Here is a 20,751-nt window from a genome sequence, read left to right as displayed (position 1 = left end):
CGTCCGGAAAACCACCGTGCGGCGAGGGAAAACCGGTACCCAGGAGCCACACGAAGCAACCTGAACATGCCTTTCCCCCAGGCTGCATCACGTAAGGGATTCACGGCAGCCCCAGGCGTACGCTTCTGGCCACTCCGAGAAGGGCGGCCCCGAAGACCCAGGACGACTCCGGAGGCCCTGGCCGTCCGATTCGGGAGGTCTCTCGCTGGCGCAAAGGTCCCCTGTGGGCACGGTCTTCGCGGGGCTAGGGTTCGTCCGGCGGATTCGTCGCTCGGCTCAGCAGGCCTTGATTCGGCAGGAAACGGCTGTCGCCGGTCGGCGGGATCCTGACCTGCGATTGTTTGTGCAGGGGCGAGCCGGAGGCCTGCCTTCCCTTGTGCGTGGTGGCGCTCATCCGGCTGCCCGTCGTCGTCCCGAGGAGTGCATATGCGTATCCGTACTGCCGTCGCCGCCTCCGTCCTCGCCCTGACGACCGTTGTGGGCACGGTCGGCACGTCGGCCGTAGCGGTCGCGCCGGCCAAGGGCGTCGAGCGCGTCGCCGAATGCGGGGTCCGTTCGGACGGCAGGTTGTACTGCGGTAACAGGGCTGGGGCGAGGGGGTATGCGGACCGCTCGTACCGTTCGGTGGTACGTGGAACACTCGACGGGACGTTCAGCTGGTTCCAGTGCTGGGGGCATGGCGACCCGCACCCTGGCGGGAACGACATCTGGTACTGGACGCTGCTCGACAACGGAGTGTGGGGCAACGTGCCGGCCGTCGATGTGAACACCGGCCAGGACCCGGCTCCCGGGCTGGGCGCGTGCTGAGGAAGTACCCTCTCACCCCGAGAACTGCCTCATCAGCCGCATGCCCTGCGTCGGTGTCATATGGGGGAGGTACGCCTTGCCGATGGCCCGGGTGATGGCGGGGAGCGCCGCCGGGTCCGGATAGGACATGTACAGCGGGTGGTACTGAGGCTGGAATTTGGCCTTGAAGTTGAGCAGGGAGCGGAATCCGTAGACCGGTTCCAGCACCTTTCCCGCGTAGTCGAGCATGCGTTGGAGGGCCGCGGGGGGTTCCGCGGTGGCCTTGCGGGCCAGGGGGGCGCCGGAAAGGCTGAGGAAGTGGGCGCCTTCTTCCTGGAAGCCCAGGGCCGCCGAGGCGATGAGGAATTCCATCGAGCCGCGGAATCCGCCGGCCCTGCGCCGCATGAAGTCCAGCGTCCAGCCGACGGGCCGGCCGTTCTCGAAGACCGGCATCCAGCTGGTGATGCCGTGGACCGTGCGGTCGGCGTCGACGGCGAGGAGGCACCGCACCGCGGGGTCGTCGAGTTCGTCCAGGCCGCCGAGGGTGAAGCCCATTTCGGGGAGGCCCTTGTCGGCGACCCACTCCTCGGAGATCGAGCGCACCTGGTCGGTGAGGGCGACGGGGGCGTCGGGGTAGGACCACCACTCGGCCGTGATGCCTTCCTTCTTCGCCTTGTTGAGGGCGGTGCGCACGTCCTGCCACTTCTTTCCGGTGAAGGCGAGGCCGGGCAGGGGTACGACGGTGTCCTCGGCGACCTGCACCGAGCGCCAGCCCAGCCGCTCGGCGGCCTCGCGGGTCCCGGCGCCGACGCTGTAGAAGCAGGGGGTCCAGCCGCGTTCGTCGCAGTGGCGGGCGAAGCCGGCGACCGCGGCCGTGCGGGCGTCGGGCGCGCCGAACGGTTCGCCGGTGGTCAGGGCGATGGTGGCGATCACGCGGTAGGCGACGGCGGCCCGGCCGCTGTCGTCGAACCAGTAGTAGTTCCCGTCCCAGGTGGTGATGTAGGAGAGCGTGGAGCCGCCGTGGGTGCCGAGGAGTTCGCGGGCCCGTACGGCGGCGTCGGCGTCGGTGTGCAGGCGGGGGCGGCGGAAGGTGACGAGCAGCGCGATCAGGGTGATGAGCCAGAAGAACAGGCCGCAGTAGTGGAAGAGGGCCTGGGCGGTGCCGCCGACCGGGACCGGCCAGGCGGTGAAGACGTCGATGAGGGTGGGCGGCAGGAATTCCGAGGCGAGTCCCTGGAGGAGCCCCACGGGGGTGGCCTCGGGGTCGTACTGGTCGCGCACCGCGTAGCCGATGCCGATGTACGCGGCGCAGGCCAGCAGCAGCGCACCGCCGACGACGCCCGCGAGCCGGTGCGTCGTCGAGCGGGGCAGGCGCAGGTCGAAGCGGGCTCGGGTGACGACGAGGAGCAGCAGGACGAGGGCGGGCAGCAGCATCTGTTCCGCGAACGCCTGGGCGTAGGTGGACCGTTCGGCGGGCGCGGCCCAGCTCGCGGGGTGGCTGAGGAAGTCGTGCAGCCAGTAGGAGAAGAGCGCCATCCAGGCGAGGTGGACGAGCACGGCGAGCCACCAGGCGAGCCGCAGGCCCCGGCGCAGTCCTTCGGCGAGGACGAGCAGCAGGGCGGGCACGAGCACGGCCATGACGGTGGCGGGCGAGTCGTAGAAGCCCCGCAGCGCGTGCGCGTAGTGGCAGTCCGCCGCGGAGGAGGCGCAGGCATCGGCGACCTCCTGGTCGGTGGGCTGGACGGAGACGTAGAGCTGGAAGGAGTTGAAGGGGCCGTACGCGTCGCGGTAGAGGATGGCGGCCATCGGTCCGATGGCGGCGGCGGCCACGACGAGCGCGACGAGGACGCGGGCCTCGGTGTGGGAGGAGTGGCGCAGCCGCCAGGGCCCCTGGCGGTGGAAGAGGGCGGCTCCGGCGAGGAGCCCGACGACCGCGCCGCCGAGCCGCAGGACGCCTTGGAGATGGCCGATGTAGAGGGCCATGACCAGGGCGAAGGCGACGATGGCGAGGCGGGTGCGGCGGCGCCAGAGAGCGCTGAGGCGGTAGCTGAGGACGCCGCCGACGGCGAGCGCGCCGACGCTGGGTGACACGGCGAGGTCTCCGGCGAGTTCCGCCAGCCACCACTCCCCGGCGAGGTCGCCGAGCTTCACGACGCCGACGCCGAGGAGGGTGCCGAGGATCTGGCCGCCGAGCAGGGTGGCGGCCGTGCGGGCGACGCCGAGGCGCCGTTCGGAGGGGGTGACCAGGAGCAGGACGATCAGGGTGGAGCCGATGTAGCCGCCGAGGCCGGGGCACCAGAGCAGGGAGCTGGCGGGGGTCCACCAGCGGCCTTCGGCCAGTGCCGGGACGCCGACGGCGACGGTTTCCGTCCGGTGTCTGCCGGGGCCGGAGCCGAGGCTGTGGGTGACGGCTCCGACGGTCCACAGGACGGCGAGGAAGCCGAGGGTGAAGGGGGCGTGGCGGACGGGGGCGAGGAGTCTGTCGAGGGTGATGCGCCAGCGGTGCCGGGCGTCGCCGGTGACGGGGGCCTCGGGGGGCGGTGCGGTGGTGTCCGTCATGGGATCAGCCCCGTCCGCCGGGCCAGCCAGGGCAGTTGGCGCTCCAGGCCGGGGCGCCAGACCTGCCAGCTGTGGCCGCCGGGGAGCTGGACCCATTCGGCGCGCATCCCGGCCTTGACGGCCGCTTCGTACATCTTCCGCTGCTGGGGCCCGTAGGTGCTGTCGCCGCTGCCGGCGACGAACGCCGCCGCGGTGTCGGGGAATCGCTGCCGGGCGAGCACGTCGAGGGGGTTGACCTGGGCGAAGGCCGCGGCGTCGCCGCCGAAGGCGGTGTCGAGGGTCTTCTTGCGGCTGCCGAGGGTGGGGGCCTCCTGGCCGGAGATGTCGTTGACGACGCCGTAGACCTGGGGGGCGTTGACGCCGAGCTGGATGGAGCAGGTGCCGCCGAAGGAGATGCCGGAGACGATCCAGGAGGTGCGGGCGGTGGCGACCTGGAGGTGGCCGCGGATCCAGTCGGGGACGTCGGTGGCGAGGTAGGTCTGGACGTTGCCGAGCTTGGAGTCGACGCAGAGGGTGTTGGCGAACTGCGAGCCGAGCGGGTCCACGACGACGACCACGGGGGCGAGGCCGCGGTGGCCGGCGGCGAAGGCGTTCATCATGTCCACGAGCCGCCCGGAGTTGATCCAGTCGTCGGGTGAGCCGGGCTGCCCGGCCATGAGGACGAGGACGGGGAGCAGGGGCCGGGGCGTGGCGCGGTAGGCGGGCGGGAGGTAGACGTATCCGCTGCGGGCGTGGAAGTGGGAGACCGTGCCGGGGATGGCGGTGCGGGAGAGGGTGCCGTCCTCGGGAAGGTCCGGCGGCGGCTTCCAGACATCGGAGACGGTCTTCCCCGCGGGCACCTTGAGGGCGGGTTCCGTGGGTCCTGTGGCGTCGGTGAGGCGAGTGGTCTTCGTCAGCCAGGAGTTGAGGGCGGTACGCGCGGTGGGGTACTGGTCGAAGTGCTTGTTGATCTCGGAGGCGCCGAGCAGGACGACGGTCAGGCCGGCCAGGACGGCGCCGAGGCGGCCCTTCCAGCGGAGGGTGGGCATGCGGAAGACCGCGAGGCACACACCCAGGACGGCGACGCCGGTCCAGATCACCACGTCGGTGGGGAGCGGGTCGGGGAAGGGCTGCAACCAGTCGTCGACGGCCGTGCGGAGCAGCCAGGCCAGGAGGGCGGCCAGCAGGACGGCGGCCGGGAGCAGGCGGGTCCACCAGGCGCGCCTGCGGGAGAGGAGCAGCACCGCCAGCGCGCACAGTCCCACGGCCAGCAGGGTGAGCGGGATCCATCCGCTCACCAGGGACCAGTCCAGCGGGCCTGCCGCGATCCGCATGCGTCGCACCACGTCCGTGTGGGGAGTGTGGGTGAACGGGCCGCTCCGCCTCGCGTCTCGGCGCCCCGGCGGGTGGCCGGGCGGCCTCGGGCGCACCGGCTGCCGTTCATCCAGAATGCTACATATCGCATTTTCTCCGGCAACTCGTACCGCGGTCTCCCTCCGGTGGGCCGGGCGCCGGGTGGCGGGATCGCGGCTCTTGTGGAAGCGGGGCCGGGGCGTTGGATACTCGGGACGCGGCCTTCGCTTCAGCCGCGGAGTTCTCCGTCGAAGGAGCTGCCCTCATGCCCACGGCCCCGATGAGGAGCGGAAGAGCGAGCGCACTGGATCTGCCGAGGACACCGACGGGGGTGTCCCAGGTGGTCCACGCGTTGCGGGCCCGTACTCCACGGCGCGGTCCGTGCCTGCCCGCGGAGCCGCCCTGGCGCAGTGAATTCGTCGCGCGGGAGGCGAGGCCGCCACGGCTGACGCTCGGCGCGTTCGGCTACGCGCCCCACGAACTCGGCCACTGGCGGGGGCACACCGACGACACCGCCCTCGTCGGGCCGTGGCAGATCCTCACGGAGGACGGGCTGGAGCACCTCACCGAGGTGTGCTGGGCCCTCGAACGGGCCGCGCGCACCAGCAGGTTCATCGCCACACGACGGCTGCGCGGCGCCGATCTCGTGTCCCCCTTCCTGAACAACATGATCCGCGACCGCGCGTTCCTGCTCACCTGCTCCCGGCTGGTCGGCGTGCCCCTGATCCCGCACCCGCTGCGGATCCCCACGGCGCAGATCAATTACAGCGACGGCCGGGGGCGGCCGGAGATCGTCCGGTGGCACCGCGACGGCATGGATTACGTGTTCACCATTCAGCTCAGCGGCTACGAGGACTACGAGGGCGGCCGCTTCACCTATTTCCGGGGGCGTACGGATGAATTCCCCGGAGCGGAGCCCGGGGACCCCCGGATTCACGAGGCGCCGTGCGGGGAACGCGGGGCCACGCTGTTCCTCCACGGGAGCCGGATCTTCCACGCGGTCACCCCGGTGACCGACGGACGGCGGGCCACCCTGGTGATCTCGCTGTTCTGCCCCTATTTCGCCCGGCAGGACTCCAATACGTTCTGGCACCTGGCGGGGGACGACGGAATTCCCGCGACCGTGCCCAGCTGGCTGCGCCTCAAATGGCCGGTGCGGAACCCGGCGGTCGATTTCAGCCTGCGGGCCGGGTGCCCGGTCATCACCTGGGACGACATCCGGTAGCAGGCCGCCCCGGTCGTGCCTATCGTGGGCAGCAATCATGACGCACCACCCAGGCCGGGACGTGTCCCTCCAGGCGCCACGTCTCCCCCACCGCGCTCGCACGCTCGTCGTGGCCGCGTACGTGCTGCTCGCCGGCGCCGTCGCGCTGGACGTGACGACGGATCCCCAGTGGACGCTGTCCCCGGTGCTGGCCACCGCGCCCGTGCTGGCGGGCATCGGCACCCGGCGCGCCCGCGTGCCCCTGGCGGTCGGGGTGACCGCGCTGGTGCTCGTGCCCGTGCTGGCCCTGGCCGACCCCGGGGTGCCGCTCTCCGACCACCTGACCATCGGCGTCACGATCCTGGCCATCACGTCCATGAGCACGGCGAACGTCGTCCTGGTGGCGACGCGGGAGCGTGAGCTGGTCCAGTCGCGCTCGGTGGCCGAGGCCGCCCAGCGCACCCTGCTGCGCCCGGTGCCGGAGCGGATCGGGGGCATGCGGACGGCGGTGCGGTATCTGGCCGCCGCGGCGGAGGCCCGGGTCGGCGGTGATCTGTACGAGGCGCTGGTGACGCCGTACGGGACCCGGTTCCTGCTCGGTGACGTACGGGGCAAGGGGCTGGGGGCGATCGAGACGGCCGCCGACGTGCTGGGGACGTTCCGGGAGGCCGCGCAGGTCGAGGCGGACCTGGCCGCGGTGGCGGGCCGGCTGGACGCGGCGATGGCGCGGCGGCGTGGGGCCGGTGAGGAGTTCGTGACGGCCGTGCTGGTGGGGGTGGCGGAGTCCGGTGGTGCGGCCGAGGTGGTCAACTGCGGCCATCTGCCGCCGCTGCTGCGGCGCGAGGGCCGGGTGACGGAGATCGAGTCGCCGGTGCCGGAGCCGCCGCTGGCGCTGCTGGAGCTGGCCGGCGGCGTGTACCACCGCCGTGGCTTCGCCTTCGAGCCAGGCGACCTGTTGCTGTTGTACACCGACGGGGTGACGGAGGCCCGGGACGGCTCCGGCCGCTTCTATCCGCTCGCCGAGCGCCTGGCCCGGATGCCGGAGGCGGCACCGGACGACCTGCTGGACCGTGTGGTGGCCGATCTGCTGGCGTACGTGGGCGGCGCGCTGTCCGACGACGCCGCGCTGCTGGCCGTGCGCCGGGAGGGGTGAGCGGCGTGCCGGTTCCCTCCGGCGGGCGAGGCCGGCGCGCGGGCGCCCTGCGGCGCGCCGCGGCCGCCCTCGCCCTGCTGTGCTGGGGCGTCGGCTCCCTCATGGCGTGCGCGTCCGGTCATCACGACGACGCCGGGTCCGCCCGGCCGAGCACCGCCGCGGGCGCCTCGCCGACGGCGGAACAGGCCGCACGCGCCCTGGTCCGGCTCGCCGCCGAGCGCATCGCGACGGCGGACTCGGTGGCGGCGGCGAAGTGGGGCACCGAGCAGCCGGTCGACGACCCCGTGGCGGAGAAGGCCGTCCTGGACGCGATGGACACGCGGGCCGCGCGGCTGGGTGTGGACCGGGAGGTCGTACGCCGGGTGTTCGAGGACCAGATCGAGGCGGGCAAGGCCGTACAACGGGCGCTGCACGAACGGTGGGAGGAGGATTCCGAGCTGCTGCCCGCGCTCCGCCCCGACCTCGCCAAGCAGGTCGACCCCGTGCTCGACCGGCTGGGCGGGCAGTTGCTGGAGGCGATCCGGGGAGCCGAGCCGCTGCTGGCGGGCCCGCGGTGCGAGACGGTGCTGGACCGGGACAAGGCGCTGACGGCCCGTGCGGCGGGCCTGGACGCGGTGCACGGTGACGGGCTCGACCGGGCGCTGGCCCACACCTGCGCCTCCTCGTGAGCGGGCCCCTGCCCGTACTGTCTCTTGCTCACCCTCAACAGCCCGCTCGTACCTGACTCTTGGCCCGGACCGCGTCGTTGTCTAGCGTCGATGCCATGCAGACGATCACCTTGGGCGGGGTGGAGATCTCCCGCGTCGTGGAATGGCACGCACCGATCTCCCCGAGCACCGCCGTCTTCCCTGCCGCCGGCCCGCGGATGTGGAAAGAGAACGAGTCCTGGCTGACACCGGACTTCTGGCAGCCGCGGAACGACGAGCTGTTGGTCAATGTGCAGACGTGGGTGCTGCGCAGCGAGGGCCGGACCGTCGTCGTCGACACCGGGCTCGGCAACGACAAGAACCGGCCGCACATGCCGGGCTGGTCACACCTGCGGACCGACTATCTAGACCGGCTCGCCGCCGTCGGGGTCCGGCCGGAGGACGTGGACGTCGTCGTCAACACCCACCTCCACTCCGATCACGTCGGCTGGAACACCCGGCTGGTGGACGGCGAGTGGGTGCCCACCTTCCCCCGCGCCACCTATCTCATCGCGAAGGCCGACTTCGACTACTGGAACCCGGCCGAGGACCGCCCCCGGCGCGGCATGTTCGGCGACGTCAGCGTCTTCGCGGTGGGCGGGGACATGTTCGAGGACAGCATCCTGCCGGTGCACCGGGCGGGTCAGATGGTGCTCTGGGAGGACGGCTACCGCATCGACTCCGGGCTGAGCCTGGAGCCCGCTGCCGGGCACACACCGGGCTCGGCGGTGTTGCGCCTGACGTCGGGGACGGACCGGGCGCTGTTCATCGGTGACCTGGTGCACAGTCCGCTGCAGATCGCGGAGCCCGACTGCGACACATGCCTGAGTGAGGATCAGCGGGAGGCCACGCGGTCGCGGCGGCGGATCCTGGAGGAGGCCGCGGACACACGCGCGCTGGTCTTCCCGGGGCATCTGGCGGGGCACGGGGCGGCGGAAGTCCGCAGGGAGGGCGGCAAGTTCGCCGTCGAGCGGTGGGCGGCCTTCGCCAGCTCGGGGCCGGAGTTCGCGTAGGACAGCGGCCGGCAGGCGGACGCGTGTCCGCCTGCCGGCCGCCCTGCCCTGCTACTGCTTGCCCGGGCTTACTTCTTGCCCTTGATGGCGAAGGGGAGTTGCTGCGAGAAGAACGTCTGGTCGCCGTTGGCCACGGCCACCCCGGCTTCCGCGCTGGTCACATCGCGGGGTGCGGAGGAGGCGACGGCCACCCGCAGGCGGTAGACGGCGCTCTCACCGGGGGCGAGCGGCTTCTTGGAGGTGGAGCGCAGCGCGGCGCTCATCCCCGGGTCGCAGCCGCCGGCGACGAGGTCGACGCGCTCCCAGCCGTGCCCGGAACGGTACTGCTGGAGGACGAGGTCCTTCGGGGTGAGGGCGTGGCCGACGCCTCCGCCGTAGGCGAAGTAGGAGGCGCCGAGCGCGGGGTAGGCCCGGTCGGTGGTGTTCTTGACGGTGACGGTGACGTCGCCCGCGGGGCCGCCGCGGGTCAGAGCGGTGTGCTGCTGCCAGCCGCTGACGGAGACGGCGGGGCGGGTGGCCCTGGCGGTACGGGCGGGGCTGCGGTAGGTGTGGCCCTTGCCGTCCTGCACGGAGGCGGTGACGGTGAAGGTGCCGGGCCGGTCGAGGTCCTGGAGGCGCAGGGCCACGGTGTCGGGGTGGGCGGCGCTCGCCGCGGCGGTGACCGGGAAGGTGAAGACGCCGTGCTGCGGGGTGCCCGGGGCGCTCGGGCGGGTGTCGAGGTCGACCCAGCGGTGCGTCTCCGGCACATAGCGCTGGACGGCGAGGGAGTCGGTGTCGAAGCCGCGGCTGTCGACGTCGAGGCGCACGGTGCCCTTGGTGACCGGCGTGCGCAGGGTGACGCCGGAGTGGGTCCACAGCCCGATGGGCGCCTGGCCCGGGAGGCTGTAGGCGATCTTCTCCGCGCTGGAGCCGATCGCGGCCCGTGTGGGCAGGACGGTGTCCGCGGCGGCCTTGGCGGCCTGCGCGGCGGACACCTGGGTGTCTCCGCAGCCCTCCGTCGCCTTCGTGCCGACGGCCGGTATGGCCGCGGCCGTTCCCGCTGTCCCGGCGACGAGGGCCAGCCCCGCCGTCAGCGCCAGCGCCGACCCCACGGCGGCGCTCCTCGCGCCCCGCCACCGCCGCCGTGCGACTCTCTGCGTCATGTACCGCCCCCTGCGTCCGGGTTTGTACGCACACTCGTACGTCTCTGGCTTCAGAGATTGCGTTCCGTAGCTGATGGTTCCCTCTGCCGCGCGAAATACCGCGAATTCCTGCGGACGCACGGCGTGTTGCCCCGGGGGCGCACTGGGGGCGGCCGCCAGAGGCACGGCGCCCGCCCCGGCGCGCGCCCGGTGGCGCGCCGGGGCGGGATCCGGTCAGCCGCCCTGCGCCTGCAACTGATGCAGGGACGCGACCAGTTCGTCCACCTCCTCGGCCGTGTTGTACAGCGCGAGCGAGGCGCGGGCCGCGGCCTCCAGGCCGTAGTGGCGCAGCGAGGGCTGGGCGCAGTGGTGGCCGGCGCGGACGGCGATGCCGGCCTGGTCGAGGTGGCGGGCGACGGCCATCGGGTCGTGGCCGGCGAGGGTGAAGGTGAGTACGGCGATCTTCTCCGGCGCGGCGCCCAGGATCTCCAGCCCGGGGACGGTGGCCAGGGCCTGCTGGGCGTAGCCGAGGAGCACGGTCTCGTAGGCGGCGACCGCGCTCCGGTCGAAGGAGGTCAGCCAGTCGATGGCGGTCTTGAGCCCGACGACACCGGAGATGTGCCCGGTGCCCGCTTCGAAGCGGTGCGGTACGGGGGCGTAGGTGACCTCGTCGAAGCCGACCGACTCGATCATGTTGCCGCCGCCCTGCCAGGGTGGCATGGCCGCCAGGATCTCCGGTTTGGCGAAGAGGGCGCCGATGCCGGTGGGGCCGTAGAGCTTATGGCCGGAGAAGGCGTAGAAGTCGGCGTCCAGGTCCTGGACGTCCACCGGGAAGTGGGCGACCGCCTGGGCTCCGTCGACGAGCACCTTGGCGCCGTAGCGGTGGGCGAGCGCGGTCATCTCCCGCACGGGCGGGACGGTGCCGAGCACGTTCGACGCATGGCTGATCGCGACGAGCTGGGTGCGGCAGGAGAGCAGGTCGGCGTAGGCGTTCTGGTCGATGCTGCCGTCGGGCAGCAGGGGGATCGGCACCACGCGGGCACGGCGTTCCTTGGCGATCATCTGCCAGGGGACGATGTTCGAGTGGTGCTCCAGGGTGGAGACGAGGATCTCGTCGCCCGGGCCGAGGTTGGCGCGTCCCCAGGTCTGGGCGACGAGGTTGACCGCCTCGGTGGTGCCGCGGGTGATGACGACGGTGTCCGGGGACGGTGCGCCGAGGAAGCCGGCGACGGCCGCGCGGCTGCCCTCGTAGAGGTCGGTGGCCTCGCGGGCGAGGGTGTGTGCGCCGCGGTGGATGTTGGAGTTGGCGGTGGCGTAGAAGGAGGCCAGGGTCTCGATGACCTGACGGGGCTTCTGCGTGGTGGCGCCGTTGTCCAGCCAGATCAGGGGGCGGCCGTTGACGGGCCGTTGGAGGATGGGCATGTCCTGGCGGGCGGCCTCGGGCGTGAACTGCCCGCTCCGGGTGGCCGCGCCGCCGTCCGCAAGCCGCGCACCGGTCGGAGCGGCGGGCGGCTGCGGCGAGGCGGCGGGAAAGACTCCGGTGAACGCGCCCGGCGGCTGCGGGGCCGCGCCCGTCGCGGGCGGCGCGGCGGGGAGCGGGGGCATCGCGGGGGCGGGCCGGCCCCACGTCAGGTCAGGAGTAGTCATGGTACTTCGACACCCCGACGTTCTGGAGCACGGCGACGGCGTCCTCGACCAGCACGGCGGCGCTGAAGTAGGCGGTCATGAGGTACGAGGTGATGCCCTTCTGGTCCACGCCCATGTTGCGCATGGACAGGCCCGGCTCGGCCTCGTCCGGCACCTTGGAGGGGCGCAGGCCCACCACGCCCTGCTCGGCCTCGCCGACCCGCATCAGCAGGATCTCCGTGGTCCCCGCGCCGTTGGGCCCGGTCATCCGCACCTTGTCGGACGGCAGGAGCGGGACGCCGCGCCAGCTCAGCAGCGGGCTGCCGAACCGGGTGTCCATCACCGGGGGCACGCCCCGGCGCGTACATTCCCGGCCGAACGCCGCGATGGCCTTGGGGTGGGCGACGAAGAAGCCCGGCTGCTTCCAGACCTTGGCCAGCAGCTCGTCGAGGTCGTCGGGGGTCGGCGAGCCCGTGCGTGCCTGGACGCGCTGGCCGGGGGCGACGTTGTTGAAGAGCCCGAAGTCCGGGTCGTTGAGCATCGCCCGCTCCTGGCGCTCGCGGAGCGCCTGGACGGTGAGGTTGGCCTGGGCGCGGGTCTGGTCGATGGGCTCGTTGTAAAGGTCCGCGACGCGGGAGTGGACGCGCAGGACGGTCTGGGCCAGGCTCATGTGGTACTCGCGAGGGGTGTCCTCGTAGTCCACGTAGGTGCCGGGGAGTTCCGGTTCGCCCGCGTGGCCCGCGGCGAGGTCGACCGGCACCTCGCCACCGGGTATCTCACGGCTGCCACTTGTGCAGCTCTCCAGCGCGGCCCGCAGCGACTCGTCGCGCCCGGCGGCCGCGGCGAGCGCGGAGCGGTCGAGGCAGAGCGCGGTGCCGGGGGTGAGGGCCACGACCCGGTGGGGCAGCGGCTCGCAGCGGGTCCAGGCGTCGAGGTCGAAGAACTGGCCGTCGCCGATCACCTCGACGAGGGCGTCCTCGTCGTAGCGGCCGGTGGCACGCTTCTCGGCGCGGCCCCGCACGAGGACCCACAGCTTGTCCGCGGGGGCGCCCTCCTGGACGAGCGCCTGGCCGGTTTCGAAGCTGACCTCGGTGAAGGCGGCGGCGAGTTCGCGCAGGAGTTCCTCGTCGGCCTCCCGGAGACAGGGCACCTCGCGCAGGTCCTCGGGGACGACGCGGCAGGTGCCGTTGTCGGTGTAGCTGCTGATCCGGTCGTCGCCCATGATGAACGTCCGGCGGCGGTTGACGCGGTAGACGCCCGAGTCGACGTCGACCCAGGGCAGGGCGCGCAGCAGGTAGCGGGGTGTGATGCCGCGCATCTGCGGCGTGGTCTTGGTGGTCGTCGCCAACTGCCGTGCGGCGCCAGGGCTGAGGCTGAGCCGGTCGTTCATGGGGACCTCCTCGAAGTGAGCGGGATCCGGTGCGATCCGGTCCACGCGCAAACGAGGGTGATCATGTTGTTGGACATCTTCCGTTCACAAGACGCCATATTTTTGCAACGGGCCTGAAGTATTCGCCCCGTCGGCGCCGCGCGCCCGTGCTGGAGCGAGTCGTTCCGCGCAGCCGGTCACCTGACCAGGCACGGACCCCCGCCACGCCCCCAACGCCCGCCTGCCGTACGCCCGACCGACGAGCCCGCACATTCGACCGAATAACTTCCGGGAAGGCAGTCACCCGGAGGTGATCGTCACCGGCGGCGCGGCGCCATCGCCAGCAGCATCAGCCACACCCCCACCAGCACCAGGTGCGCCCGCTGCGGCACCCCGTGCCAGCCCGGCCTCCCGAACAGCGGGCCCACCGTGGCCAGTGCCGTCACCAGCGCGGTGCCGAGCACCCACGGGGCCCACCGGCGGATGCGCGGCCACCGGCCCCCCTCCGTCCGTGACGCGACGATGAACAGCGTCATGGAGGCGAACAGCGCGGCATGCGCGAGCGCGCTCGTGCCCGTGTGCCACGGATTCACCGCCTCGCAGACATGGTTGACGGACGGCGCGCAGCTCATCGGCAGGAGCACGTCGGCCACGGACGAGGCGGCGAAGGCGACGAGTGCCCAGCGGCCGCCGGTGGCCCAGCGGTCCGCCGGGACCGGGCCGCGGGCCGCCGGTACGCGCGGGGCCGCGCCCGCCGCGACGAGCAGGGCCGTGACGATCTCGATCCCGCCGAAGAGCAGGTGGAACCGCTGGTCGGCGGCGAAGAGCTCGCTGACGTAGGAGTGCCGGGCGTCCAGCCCGGTGGGCAGAACGAACTCCAGCACCCAGGCGTTGTAGAGGACCGCGGCCACGAACAGCGGCCACCCGGCCCGCACCGCGGGGGCCGCCCCTCCCGCCGACGGCGCTCCCGCGTACGGGCGGGCGACGGCGGCGGGCCCGAGCGGCGCGGGCGGCGCGGGCGGTCGGCTCATCGGCCCGGGCCGCGATTCGCCCGCCCGGACGCATACGGACGGCGCGGCCCCGTACGCCCGGACCCCCGCGACGTCCGCCGTTCCGTCACGGGCGCGCCCCTGGCCGGGCGGCGGGCCCGTAGGCCGGACCGGGTGTCTGCGGGGACATCGCCGTTGCCGGGGGCGAGGTGGACGGCGCGGGGCTGCCCGCCGCCGTGCCGGACGGTGACGTACGGGTGCCGGGGCGCGAGGTGGGGCTGTCGCTGTCGCCCCTGGTGCCCACCGGGCGTTCGAACCACTGGCCGGTCCTCGGGTCGTGGACGACCATGCCGTCCATGGCCCTGCCGGCCGGGACGACGGCGAGCGCCTCGCCGGGGCGGTAGGCGCGCCACGCCTTGCCCTTGGACTCAGGGGTGCCCTTGGTGGCGACGGGCGGGCCGAGCGGGTTGCCACTGGCGCAGCGCACGCGCGGCATGCCCCGGTCGTCGACGAGCACGGCCGTGCCCGCCTGGAGGACGGCCTGGTAGGCCGTGGCCGCGCCGCTCCTGTAGCCGTGGCTGGTGACGCGGATGTCGGCGCGCAGCTGCAAGGGGGTGAGGCCGCGCAGATATTCGGGGAGGTCGCCCGGCTCGATCCCGGCGGCGCTCGCGAAGGCGCGGGCCTTCGTCTGGTCCTCGGTCAGATAGCCGGTCTGACGGTCGACGTCGCAGCTCGCCGCATTCTGGGTGCCGCCGTAGAGGCCGGGTGCCGAGCCCTGGACGGTACGGGATCCGGAGGCTCCCGTGACGGCAGCGGTGGTGGGCGCGGCGGTCACCCGGCCGCCGTTGTCCTTCACCGTGGACGCGGTGAAGGGGTCGGCGCCCTCGGCCGAGGCCGACTGGAGGAAGACGTCCCCGGAGCCGCTGTTGTCCGAACGGAGGAAGAAGACGGCCAGCGCCGCGACCGCGACGAGCGCACCCCCGAGCAGCGCCACCTTGGGGACGGACCGCCACCAGGGGCCCGCCCCTCCCCCGCCGGGCCCTTCGCCCGGGCCGCCGTGGCCACCGGTCGGCGGGGCGGGCGGACACGCCGGTCCTGACGGGCCCGCGGGCGCGGCCGGGTTCACCGACGGCGGGTCGGGACGGGCCGGCTCCGGAGGTGCGGACGCCCCGGACCCGGACCCCTGCCCCGCGAGGGGGCCGGACGGTGGACCGGTGGGACGGTTCTCTGACGGTGGTTCGGACGACACGGGGCCCTTCTCCTACGGTGGAGGCGATGTCCGGTTGTCTGTTCTGCTCGCTTTCGCCGCTGTTCATTGTGTGACGCAAACCGGAGCACCCCGCAAACGGAAGGCCACGCCCGGAGCACGCGTCCGACAGGTGGCGCGGCACCCGCTGGCTTAGGTTGAACTGCGGGCCGCCCGGCCGGTCCGCACACCGACCACCGTCGACGACGTTTGCCGGAGGCAGCGTGAGCCAGCCACCGAGAGCCGCCGCCCCGGGCGACGCGCACCACCCCTTGCGTGCCTGGTGGGACGCCTTCGCGGCCGTGGCCGCGGGAGTGGCCGCGATGGCCGTCGTCGCGGCGCTCGGTCTGTGGGCCGCCGGGGCCGAGGGGCTGCCCGGCGGCGCCTTCCCCTCCGTCCTGGCGGCCACCTTGGTCACCGCCGTCGGGGGCTCGGTGGAACTGTCGGGAGGTGCGGGCTTCTTCGCCCGTACGGGCGCGAGCCTGGACGTCGTACCCCTCTCGGTGACCCTGGCCGGCGCCCTGGCCGTCGCCGTGGTCTTCCTGCTGCCGTTGCGTCACCGGGCCGTGGCGAGCGGCGGCGAGCTGCTGGGCCGGATCGCCCGTACGGCCCTGCTGTGGCTGGTCGCCCTGGTGCTGATCACGCTCGCCGCCCGGCACACCTTCCGCATCGACCTGGGCGATTCGCTGATCGGCGACATCGGCGCGGCCCTGGGCGCGACGCCGGTCGTCGGCTTCCGCGCGGCGATGGGGCCCACGCTCGGCCTCGGGCTGCTGTGGCTGCTGGTGCTGCTCGCCCTGGCCGTCGCGGTGTCCCGCAAGACACCGCTGCCGTCGCGGCTGCTGCGCTTCCAGGACGCGGTGCGGCCCGCCGCGTTCGCGATGCTGGTGGTCCTGCTGGCGTACGTGGTGGTGGGGCTGGTCGTCGGCGTGGTCGTGCTGTGCACCCGGGGCCACACCGCCGAGACCTTCGCCGTGCTGCTCCTGGGGCTGCCCGATCTCGCCTGGCTCGCCTTCGGCGTGGGTCTCGGCGGCACCTGGGACGGGCGGGTCCCGGACGCCATCGGGCTGCCCTTCCCCGAGGCGCTGGCCGCGGTGCTGCGCGTGAAGCACGGCACCGCCGCCGTGAACGTCTCCTCGCTAGCCGAACAGGACGGGCGCGCCTGGCTGCTGGTGGCCCTGGCCGTGGTCGCCCTGCTCGCCGCCGGGTTCGTCGCGGCCGTACGGTCCCCGGCCGGGACCCCGCCCTGGCGGCACGGTGTCCGGCTGGCGGTGGCGCTGGCCGTGACGCTGCTCGTCGTCGGGGCGCTGACCCGGATCTCGGCGCGGTTCGGGCTGTCCCTGCTCGGCGTCGGTGACCTGGGCGGTTTCGGCGGCGAGGTCCTGCTGCGGCCGAGGCTGTGGACGCTGCTGGGACTCGGGCTGCTGTGGGGGGCGATCGCGGGCACGCTGGGCGGCGTCCTCGCGTGGCGGGTGCACCGCCGCGGCGAGCTCTGAGCCGACGGCCCGTCGGCGCCGGGTCACGCCCGCACCGCGGGTCACCACCGGCCGTTCTCCCGAAGGGGTATTTTACGGCGGGCCCGGCGCCTGCCTCCCGGCGGCGACCGCGGACGGAGGGAGCCCGAAGTGGTGGACCGTGAGCTGCTGCCCGTCTTCGTGTACGGAACGCTGCGTCCGGGCCGGAGGAACCACACGGCGTTCCTGCTCGGCCGCACGGTGGCGGAGGAACCGGCGCGGATGCGCGGCGCGACCCTCTACGAGGGGCCGGGTTATCCGTACGCGGTGGCGGACCCGGAAGGCGAGATCGCCGGTGAGGTCCTGTGGCTGCCGGCCGACCACCACGCCGCGGTGCTGACGTCTCTCGACGCCCTGGAGGGCTACGAACCGGGCGGCTCGGCCAATCATTACGTGCGAGTGGTCCGCCTGGTCCGCCTGCTGGACGGCGATTCGGTCCGGGCCTGGACGTATCTGGCGGAGGAGGCGCTGGCCGCCCGGCTGCGCCGCGAGGGGCGACCCGTCGAGGGCGGCAACTGGCCGGGGTGAGGCGTCTCTTCGCCGAGCGGCCCCCGCCGTCTCACATAGTGAGCATTTGGTCCGGCGTGACAACCCCCGCCCGCGCCCCACCGTCTTTACCCGCGAGTAGACACCAAGTCGCCGCACGCTCACCTTGCGTTGACGCTTTGTTAAGACTTGATCAACTCACCGGACATCACGACTTTTCCTCTTTTCATGGGCATGCCAATGCAGGCAGAGTCCTCCGCGGGACCACAGGTTCCCGCGGTGCGCCAGTGACAGCACCGCGCGTATGCAGGCGGCCGGGCACGTCCCGAACCGCCCTCACCGCAAAGGGCGCTGATCAGTGCGTACATCCCCCACATCCCACAGACGAGTGCTCACCGCCACCGCCGTCGCGGTCGTGGCCGCGGCCACCATGGCGGGCACCGCCACCGCGACGCCCAGCGGCCCGGACCGGACCCGTGACGCCGCCCGCGCCTCCGCCGCCACGGCGGCCACGGCCACCGTCAAGGCCGAGGTCGTCAAGGCGGCCCGTGCCGCCGCTGCCGCCCACGCCTCCGCGACCGGTGTCGGCAAGGCGGAGACCCTGACCGTCAAGGACACCCTCATCGACCCCGAGGGCAAGCGGCACGTCCGCTTCAACCGGGTCTACCGCGGCGTTCCCGTGGTCGGCGGCGACCTCGTCGTCCACCTCGACGCCAAGAACACCTACCTGAGCACGACCCGGGCGATACACCACGAGATATCCCTGCCCACCGTCACCCCCAAGCTGACGGCCTCCCAGGCCGCCGCGAAGGCCGCGTCGTCGGCCGCGGGCAAGGCGGGCAAGGCCGAGCTGGTCGTCGACGCGACGGCCGGGACGCCGGTCCTCGCCTACCGCGTCACCGTCACCGACAGCCACACCCCCGAGACCGGCGGGATCCACTCGGTCGTCGTCGACGCCGCCTCGGGCAAGGTGCTCAGCAGCACCCCGCTCACCGACGGCTTCATATCCCCGCAGCTGAAGTCCAAGCTGCGCAGCACGGGCGCCACGGCCACCCCGCGGACCGGCTCGAAGGCCGTCGCGCCCGCGAAGGGCGGCAAGGCCCAGGGCGGCTTCCCGGCACCGGCGACCGGCAGCGGTTCCTCCCTGTTCGTCGGCAAGGTGCCGCTGACGACCACGCAGACCGCGGACAACACCTTCACGCTCAAGGACCCCAGCCGCGGCGGCGCCGAGACCCGGGACGCGGGCGGCAAGGAGATCGAGGCGTTCAAGGACGGCAAGCCCTTCTCCCACACCGGCAACAGCTGGGGCAACGGCACCTCCTCGGACCCGACCACCGCCGCGGTGGACGCGCAGTACGGCATCACCAGCACGCTCGACTTCTACAAGAGCACCTTCGGCCGCAACGGCATCAAGGACGACGGCAACGGCCCGAACGCGGTCGTGCACTTCGGTGACAAGGTGGGCAACGCCTTCTGGTCCCCCGACTGCTCGTGCATGCTCTACGGCGACGGCGATGGAGAAACGTTCAAGCAGCCGCTGGTCGCCCTGGACGTCACCGGTCACGAGCTCACCCACGGCGTGGTCGAGGCGACGGCCGACTTCCAGCCGACGCGGGTGGACGAGCGGCAGAACCAGTTCGGCGAGGCGGGCTCGCTCAACGAGTCGTTCGCCGACATCTTCGGCACGGCCGTCGAGTTCAAGACCAACAACCCAGCCAACCCCCCGAACTACCTGATCGGCGAGAAGCTCGGCCTGGAGCAGAAGTTCCTGCGCCGCCTCGACCAGCCCTCCCAGGACAAGCTCGAGGGCACCGTCGACTACTGGGACTCCGGCTCCTACGACCGTGAGGTCCACGCGGGCTCGGGCGTCTCCTCGCACGCCTTCTACCTGCTGTCCGAGGGAAGCGGCAAGAAGACCATCGGTGGTGTGGAGTACGACTCCGCCACCCACGACGGCTCGACCGTGACCGGCATCGGCCGGGACAAGGCGGAGCAGATCTTCTACCGCGCGCTGACCCGGTACATGGTCTCCACCACGGACTTCCACGAGGCCCGCACCGCCACGCTCCAGGCCGCCGCGGACCTCTACGGCGCCGGCAGCACCGAGTACAAGACGGTCGACAAGGCGTGGTCCGCGGTGAACGTCACCGAGGCCAACACGCCGAAGGAGAAGCCGGCCGCCAGGCGCTGACGCGCAGCCGGTGCATCACCGTGCCTCCGGGACGCCTCATCGGCGGCGCCCCGGAGGCACAGGCACATCCGGCTGCTTTTCCCCTCGCCGGGCTTTTCCCTTCGCGGGAAAGGCCCGGCGAGGGGTCTTGCGGATTCGGCCCTCAGTGACGGCCCAGGCGCAGCGACGCTTCGCTGTCAGGCACCAACCTTCCCTCTTCGATATGGCTCGCGAGGGCTTCGCCCACGCCCTTGATCTTGTGAATGCCGTTGTCGACGGGCAGCTTCTTCGACGCGCTGCCCAGCTTGGCCAGCCGGGACACGGGGTCGTCGGCGTGGGCGGCGGGTGCGGCGGCCAGCACCGAGGCGGCGAGTACGAGAACCACGGAAGTGCGCTTCATGTCCTGGTAAACGGACATTCCCGCGGCAGGTCACTGTTCCCGCGGCGGCCGGAATTCATCAGCCCATCCGATCTATTCGGAACGGGAGTCGGGACAGGAGCACGCCGGGAAGGAATTCCCGGCCCATTTCCCGCACATCACGCCGTGGGACGGGGCATGTCCGTACGGGACTCGGCCGTGCCCAGCGACCAACTCGCCAGCAGGCGCAGCGACTCCGCGGAGGCCGAGCCCGGCTCGGCGTGATAGGTGATCAGTTGCTGGCCCGCGTCGGCCGGCAGCACCAGCGTCTCGTACGCGAGGGTCAGCGGGCCCACGACGGGGTGGTGCAGCCGCTTGACCCCGAAGCCCTTGTCCTGCACGTCGTGCGTGGCCCACAGCTCCCGGAACTCCTGGCTCTTGACCGAGAGTTCGCCGACGAGCGCGGCCAGCTGCGGGTCGTCGGGGTAGCAGCCGGCGTCGAGCCGGAGGAAGGCGACGATGTCGGCGGCCTTGCGCTCCCACTCCACATAGAGCTCGCGGGAGGCCGGGTCGAGGAAGATCTGCCAGGCCAGGTTGCGCTGGTGGGCGGGGGCCGCGGCGTAGTCACCGAGGAGCGCGCAGGCCATCCGGTTCCAGGCGATGACGTCCAGGCGCCGGCCGACGACGTAGGCGGGGACGTTGTCCATGCTGTCGATCAGCTGCTGCACCGCCGGGCGGACGCGCTGCGTGCGGACCTGGGGTTTGCGCATCCGGCGGGGCCTGACCAGGTGGGTGAGGTGGTCCCGCTCGGCCTGGCTCAGGCTCAGCGCGTCCGCTATCGCGTCGAGCACCGAGCTGGACACGTTCTGCCCACGGCCCTGTTCGAGGCGTGTGTAGTACGCGACGCTCACACCGGCGAGCTGGGCGAGCTCCTCGCGGCGCAGCCCGGGCACGCGCCGCCGGCCGCCGTGCGGCGTCAGGCCCACGTCCTCGGGGCTGAGCCGGGCTCGGCGGGAACGGAGGAACTCGCTCAGTTCGGTGCGCTGGTCCATGGATCCCAGTATGCGGGGCATCCGCGCAGGCCAGGGTGGTACTGCCAGTGGTAGGCACGGCAGACGTACGCTGAGCGGGGGCCTGGC

General features: G+C 72.7%; 17 protein-coding genes. 8 read left to right on the top strand and 9 right to left on the bottom strand.

What is annotated here, in order from left to right:
- The first annotated feature begins 426 nt into the window (after positions 1–426).
- The gene (locus tag ACFY1P_RS24095; protein WP_361528000.1) at positions 427–807 is read left to right on the top strand and encodes a hypothetical protein; all 381 of its coding nucleotides are present in this window, start codon (positions 427–429) and stop codon (positions 805–807) included.
- 12 nt (positions 808–819) lie between these two features.
- Here ACFY1P_RS24095 and ACFY1P_RS24090 read toward each other — a convergent pair whose 3' ends face one another.
- Positions 820–3,345: a bifunctional lysylphosphatidylglycerol flippase/synthetase MprF gene (locus ACFY1P_RS24090; RefSeq protein ID WP_390751848.1), complete on the bottom strand. Its 2,526-nt coding sequence runs from the start codon at positions 3,343–3,345 to the stop codon at positions 820–822.
- Positions 3,342–4,658 (bottom strand): alpha/beta hydrolase, encoded by a 1,317-nt coding sequence (locus ACFY1P_RS24085; RefSeq protein ID WP_390751847.1) that lies wholly within the window; start codon positions 4,656–4,658, stop codon positions 3,342–3,344. The genes ACFY1P_RS24090 and ACFY1P_RS24085 overlap by 4 nt, the downstream gene beginning before the upstream one ends.
- A 284-nt stretch (positions 4,659–4,942) precedes the next feature.
- Here ACFY1P_RS24085 and ACFY1P_RS24080 point away from each other — a divergent pair, with 284 nt between their 5' ends.
- The 4 genes from ACFY1P_RS24080 (at position 4,943) to ACFY1P_RS24065 (ending at position 8,733) form a co-directional block, all read left to right on the top strand.
- Positions 4,943–5,902 (top strand): hypothetical protein, encoded by a 960-nt coding sequence (locus ACFY1P_RS24080; RefSeq protein ID WP_390751846.1) that lies wholly within the window; start codon positions 4,943–4,945, stop codon positions 5,900–5,902.
- 37 nt (positions 5,903–5,939) lie between these two features.
- The gene (locus ACFY1P_RS24075) at positions 5,940–7,034 is read left to right on the top strand and encodes a PP2C family protein-serine/threonine phosphatase (protein WP_361527993.1); all 1,095 of its coding nucleotides are present in this window, start codon (positions 5,940–5,942) and stop codon (positions 7,032–7,034) included.
- A 5-nt stretch (positions 7,035–7,039) separates the two neighbouring features.
- Positions 7,040–7,702 (top strand): gamma subclass chorismate mutase AroQ, encoded by a 663-nt coding sequence (aroQ, locus tag ACFY1P_RS24070; protein ID WP_390751845.1) that lies wholly within the window; start codon positions 7,040–7,042, stop codon positions 7,700–7,702.
- Between the two features lie 95 nt (positions 7,703–7,797).
- The gene (locus ACFY1P_RS24065) at positions 7,798–8,733 is read left to right on the top strand and encodes an MBL fold metallo-hydrolase (protein WP_361534486.1); all 936 of its coding nucleotides are present in this window, start codon (positions 7,798–7,800) and stop codon (positions 8,731–8,733) included.
- A gap of 68 nt (positions 8,734–8,801) precedes the next feature.
- Here the strand turns inward: ACFY1P_RS24065 and ACFY1P_RS24060 are convergent, their stop codons facing one another.
- The 5 genes from ACFY1P_RS24060 to ACFY1P_RS24040 form a co-directional block, all read right to left on the bottom strand.
- Positions 8,802–9,875 (bottom strand): hypothetical protein, encoded by a 1,074-nt coding sequence (locus ACFY1P_RS24060; protein WP_390751844.1) that lies wholly within the window; start codon positions 9,873–9,875, stop codon positions 8,802–8,804.
- A gap of 213 nt (positions 9,876–10,088) precedes the next feature.
- A complete protein-coding gene (locus ACFY1P_RS24055) occupies positions 10,089–11,501 on the bottom strand; it encodes a SufS family cysteine desulfurase (protein WP_390751843.1) in 1,413 nt (470 codons plus the stop codon).
- Positions 11,488–12,870 (bottom strand): family 2B encapsulin nanocompartment shell protein, encoded by a 1,383-nt coding sequence (locus ACFY1P_RS24050; RefSeq protein ID WP_390751842.1) that lies wholly within the window; start codon positions 12,868–12,870, stop codon positions 11,488–11,490. Before ACFY1P_RS24050 ends, ACFY1P_RS24055 begins: the two co-directional genes overlap by 14 nt.
- A gap of 296 nt (positions 12,871–13,166) precedes the next feature.
- The gene (locus ACFY1P_RS24045) at positions 13,167–13,880 is read right to left on the bottom strand and encodes a DUF998 domain-containing protein (RefSeq protein ID WP_390751841.1); all 714 of its coding nucleotides are present in this window, start codon (positions 13,878–13,880) and stop codon (positions 13,167–13,169) included.
- A gap of 85 nt (positions 13,881–13,965) precedes the next feature.
- Entirely contained in the window at positions 13,966–14,832 is an 867-nt protein-coding gene (locus tag ACFY1P_RS24040; RefSeq protein ID WP_390751840.1) for a DUF6777 domain-containing protein, read from the bottom strand.
- Between the two features lie 476 nt (positions 14,833–15,308).
- Between ACFY1P_RS24040 and ACFY1P_RS24035 the strand changes: the two genes are divergently transcribed.
- The 3 genes from ACFY1P_RS24035 to ACFY1P_RS24025 all read left to right on the top strand — a co-directional run bounded on the left by ACFY1P_RS24035 (position 15,309) and on the right by ACFY1P_RS24025 (position 19,275).
- Positions 15,309–16,580, top strand: a complete 1,272-nt coding sequence (locus ACFY1P_RS24035; RefSeq protein WP_390751839.1) for a streptophobe family protein — start codon at positions 15,309–15,311, stop codon at positions 16,578–16,580.
- A gap of 129 nt (positions 16,581–16,709) precedes the next feature.
- Positions 16,710–17,126, top strand: coding sequence for a gamma-glutamylcyclotransferase family protein (locus ACFY1P_RS24030; RefSeq protein ID WP_390751838.1), 417 nt, complete (start codon positions 16,710–16,712; stop codon positions 17,124–17,126).
- Positions 17,127–17,514: 388 nt separating this feature from the next.
- On the top strand, positions 17,515–19,275 hold the full coding sequence (locus ACFY1P_RS24025; RefSeq protein ID WP_361533776.1) for a M4 family metallopeptidase: 1,761 nt from the start codon (positions 17,515–17,517) through the stop codon (positions 19,273–19,275).
- Positions 19,276–19,417: 142 nt separating this feature from the next.
- Here the strand turns inward: ACFY1P_RS24025 and ACFY1P_RS24020 are convergent, their stop codons facing one another.
- Positions 19,418–19,654 carry a hypothetical protein gene (locus tag ACFY1P_RS24020; protein WP_361533764.1) on the bottom strand — a complete coding sequence of 79 codons (237 nt, stop codon included), beginning with the start codon at positions 19,652–19,654 and terminating at the stop codon, positions 19,418–19,420.
- Between the two features lie 137 nt (positions 19,655–19,791).
- Positions 19,792–20,664: a helix-turn-helix transcriptional regulator gene (locus tag ACFY1P_RS24015; RefSeq protein ID WP_361533767.1), complete on the bottom strand. Its 873-nt coding sequence runs from the start codon at positions 20,662–20,664 to the stop codon at positions 19,792–19,794.
- Positions 20,665–20,751: the final 87 nt, after the last annotated feature.

Origin of the sequence: Streptomyces sp. NPDC001407 (assembly GCF_042895325.1) — a bacterium.
GTDB lineage: Bacteria > Actinomycetota > Actinomycetes > Streptomycetales > Streptomycetaceae > Streptomyces.
This window is presented reverse-complemented; position numbering and strand designations above follow the sequence as displayed.

Coding starts and splice junctions, on each gene's coding strand:
- ACFY1P_RS24095 (WP_361528000.1), top strand. CDS start 427: ATGCGTATCCGTACTGCCGTCGCCGCCTCCGTCCTCGCCCTGACGACC.
- ACFY1P_RS24090 (WP_390751848.1), bottom strand. CDS start 3,345: ATGACGGACACCACCGCACCGCCCCCCGAGGCCCCCGTCACCGGCGAC.
- ACFY1P_RS24085 (WP_390751847.1), bottom strand. CDS start 4,658: ATGCGGATCGCGGCAGGCCCGCTGGACTGGTCCCTGGTGAGCGGATGG.
- ACFY1P_RS24080 (WP_390751846.1), top strand. CDS start 4,943: ATGCCCACGGCCCCGATGAGGAGCGGAAGAGCGAGCGCACTGGATCTG.
- ACFY1P_RS24075 (WP_361527993.1), top strand. CDS start 5,940: ATGACGCACCACCCAGGCCGGGACGTGTCCCTCCAGGCGCCACGTCTC.
- ACFY1P_RS24065 (WP_361534486.1), top strand. CDS start 7,798: ATGCAGACGATCACCTTGGGCGGGGTGGAGATCTCCCGCGTCGTGGAA.
- ACFY1P_RS24060 (WP_390751844.1), bottom strand. CDS start 9,875: ATGACGCAGAGAGTCGCACGGCGGCGGTGGCGGGGCGCGAGGAGCGCC.
- ACFY1P_RS24055 (WP_390751843.1), bottom strand. CDS start 11,501: ATGACTACTCCTGACCTGACGTGGGGCCGGCCCGCCCCCGCGATGCCC.
- ACFY1P_RS24050 (WP_390751842.1), bottom strand. CDS start 12,870: ATGAACGACCGGCTCAGCCTCAGCCCTGGCGCCGCACGGCAGTTGGCG.
- ACFY1P_RS24045 (WP_390751841.1), bottom strand. CDS start 13,880: ATGAGCCGACCGCCCGCGCCGCCCGCGCCGCTCGGGCCCGCCGCCGTC.
- ACFY1P_RS24025 (WP_361533776.1), top strand. CDS start 17,515: ATGGCGGGCACCGCCACCGCGACGCCCAGCGGCCCGGACCGGACCCGT.
- ACFY1P_RS24020 (WP_361533764.1), bottom strand. CDS start 19,654: ATGAAGCGCACTTCCGTGGTTCTCGTACTCGCCGCCTCGGTGCTGGCC.
- ACFY1P_RS24015 (WP_361533767.1), bottom strand. CDS start 20,664: ATGGACCAGCGCACCGAACTGAGCGAGTTCCTCCGTTCCCGCCGAGCC.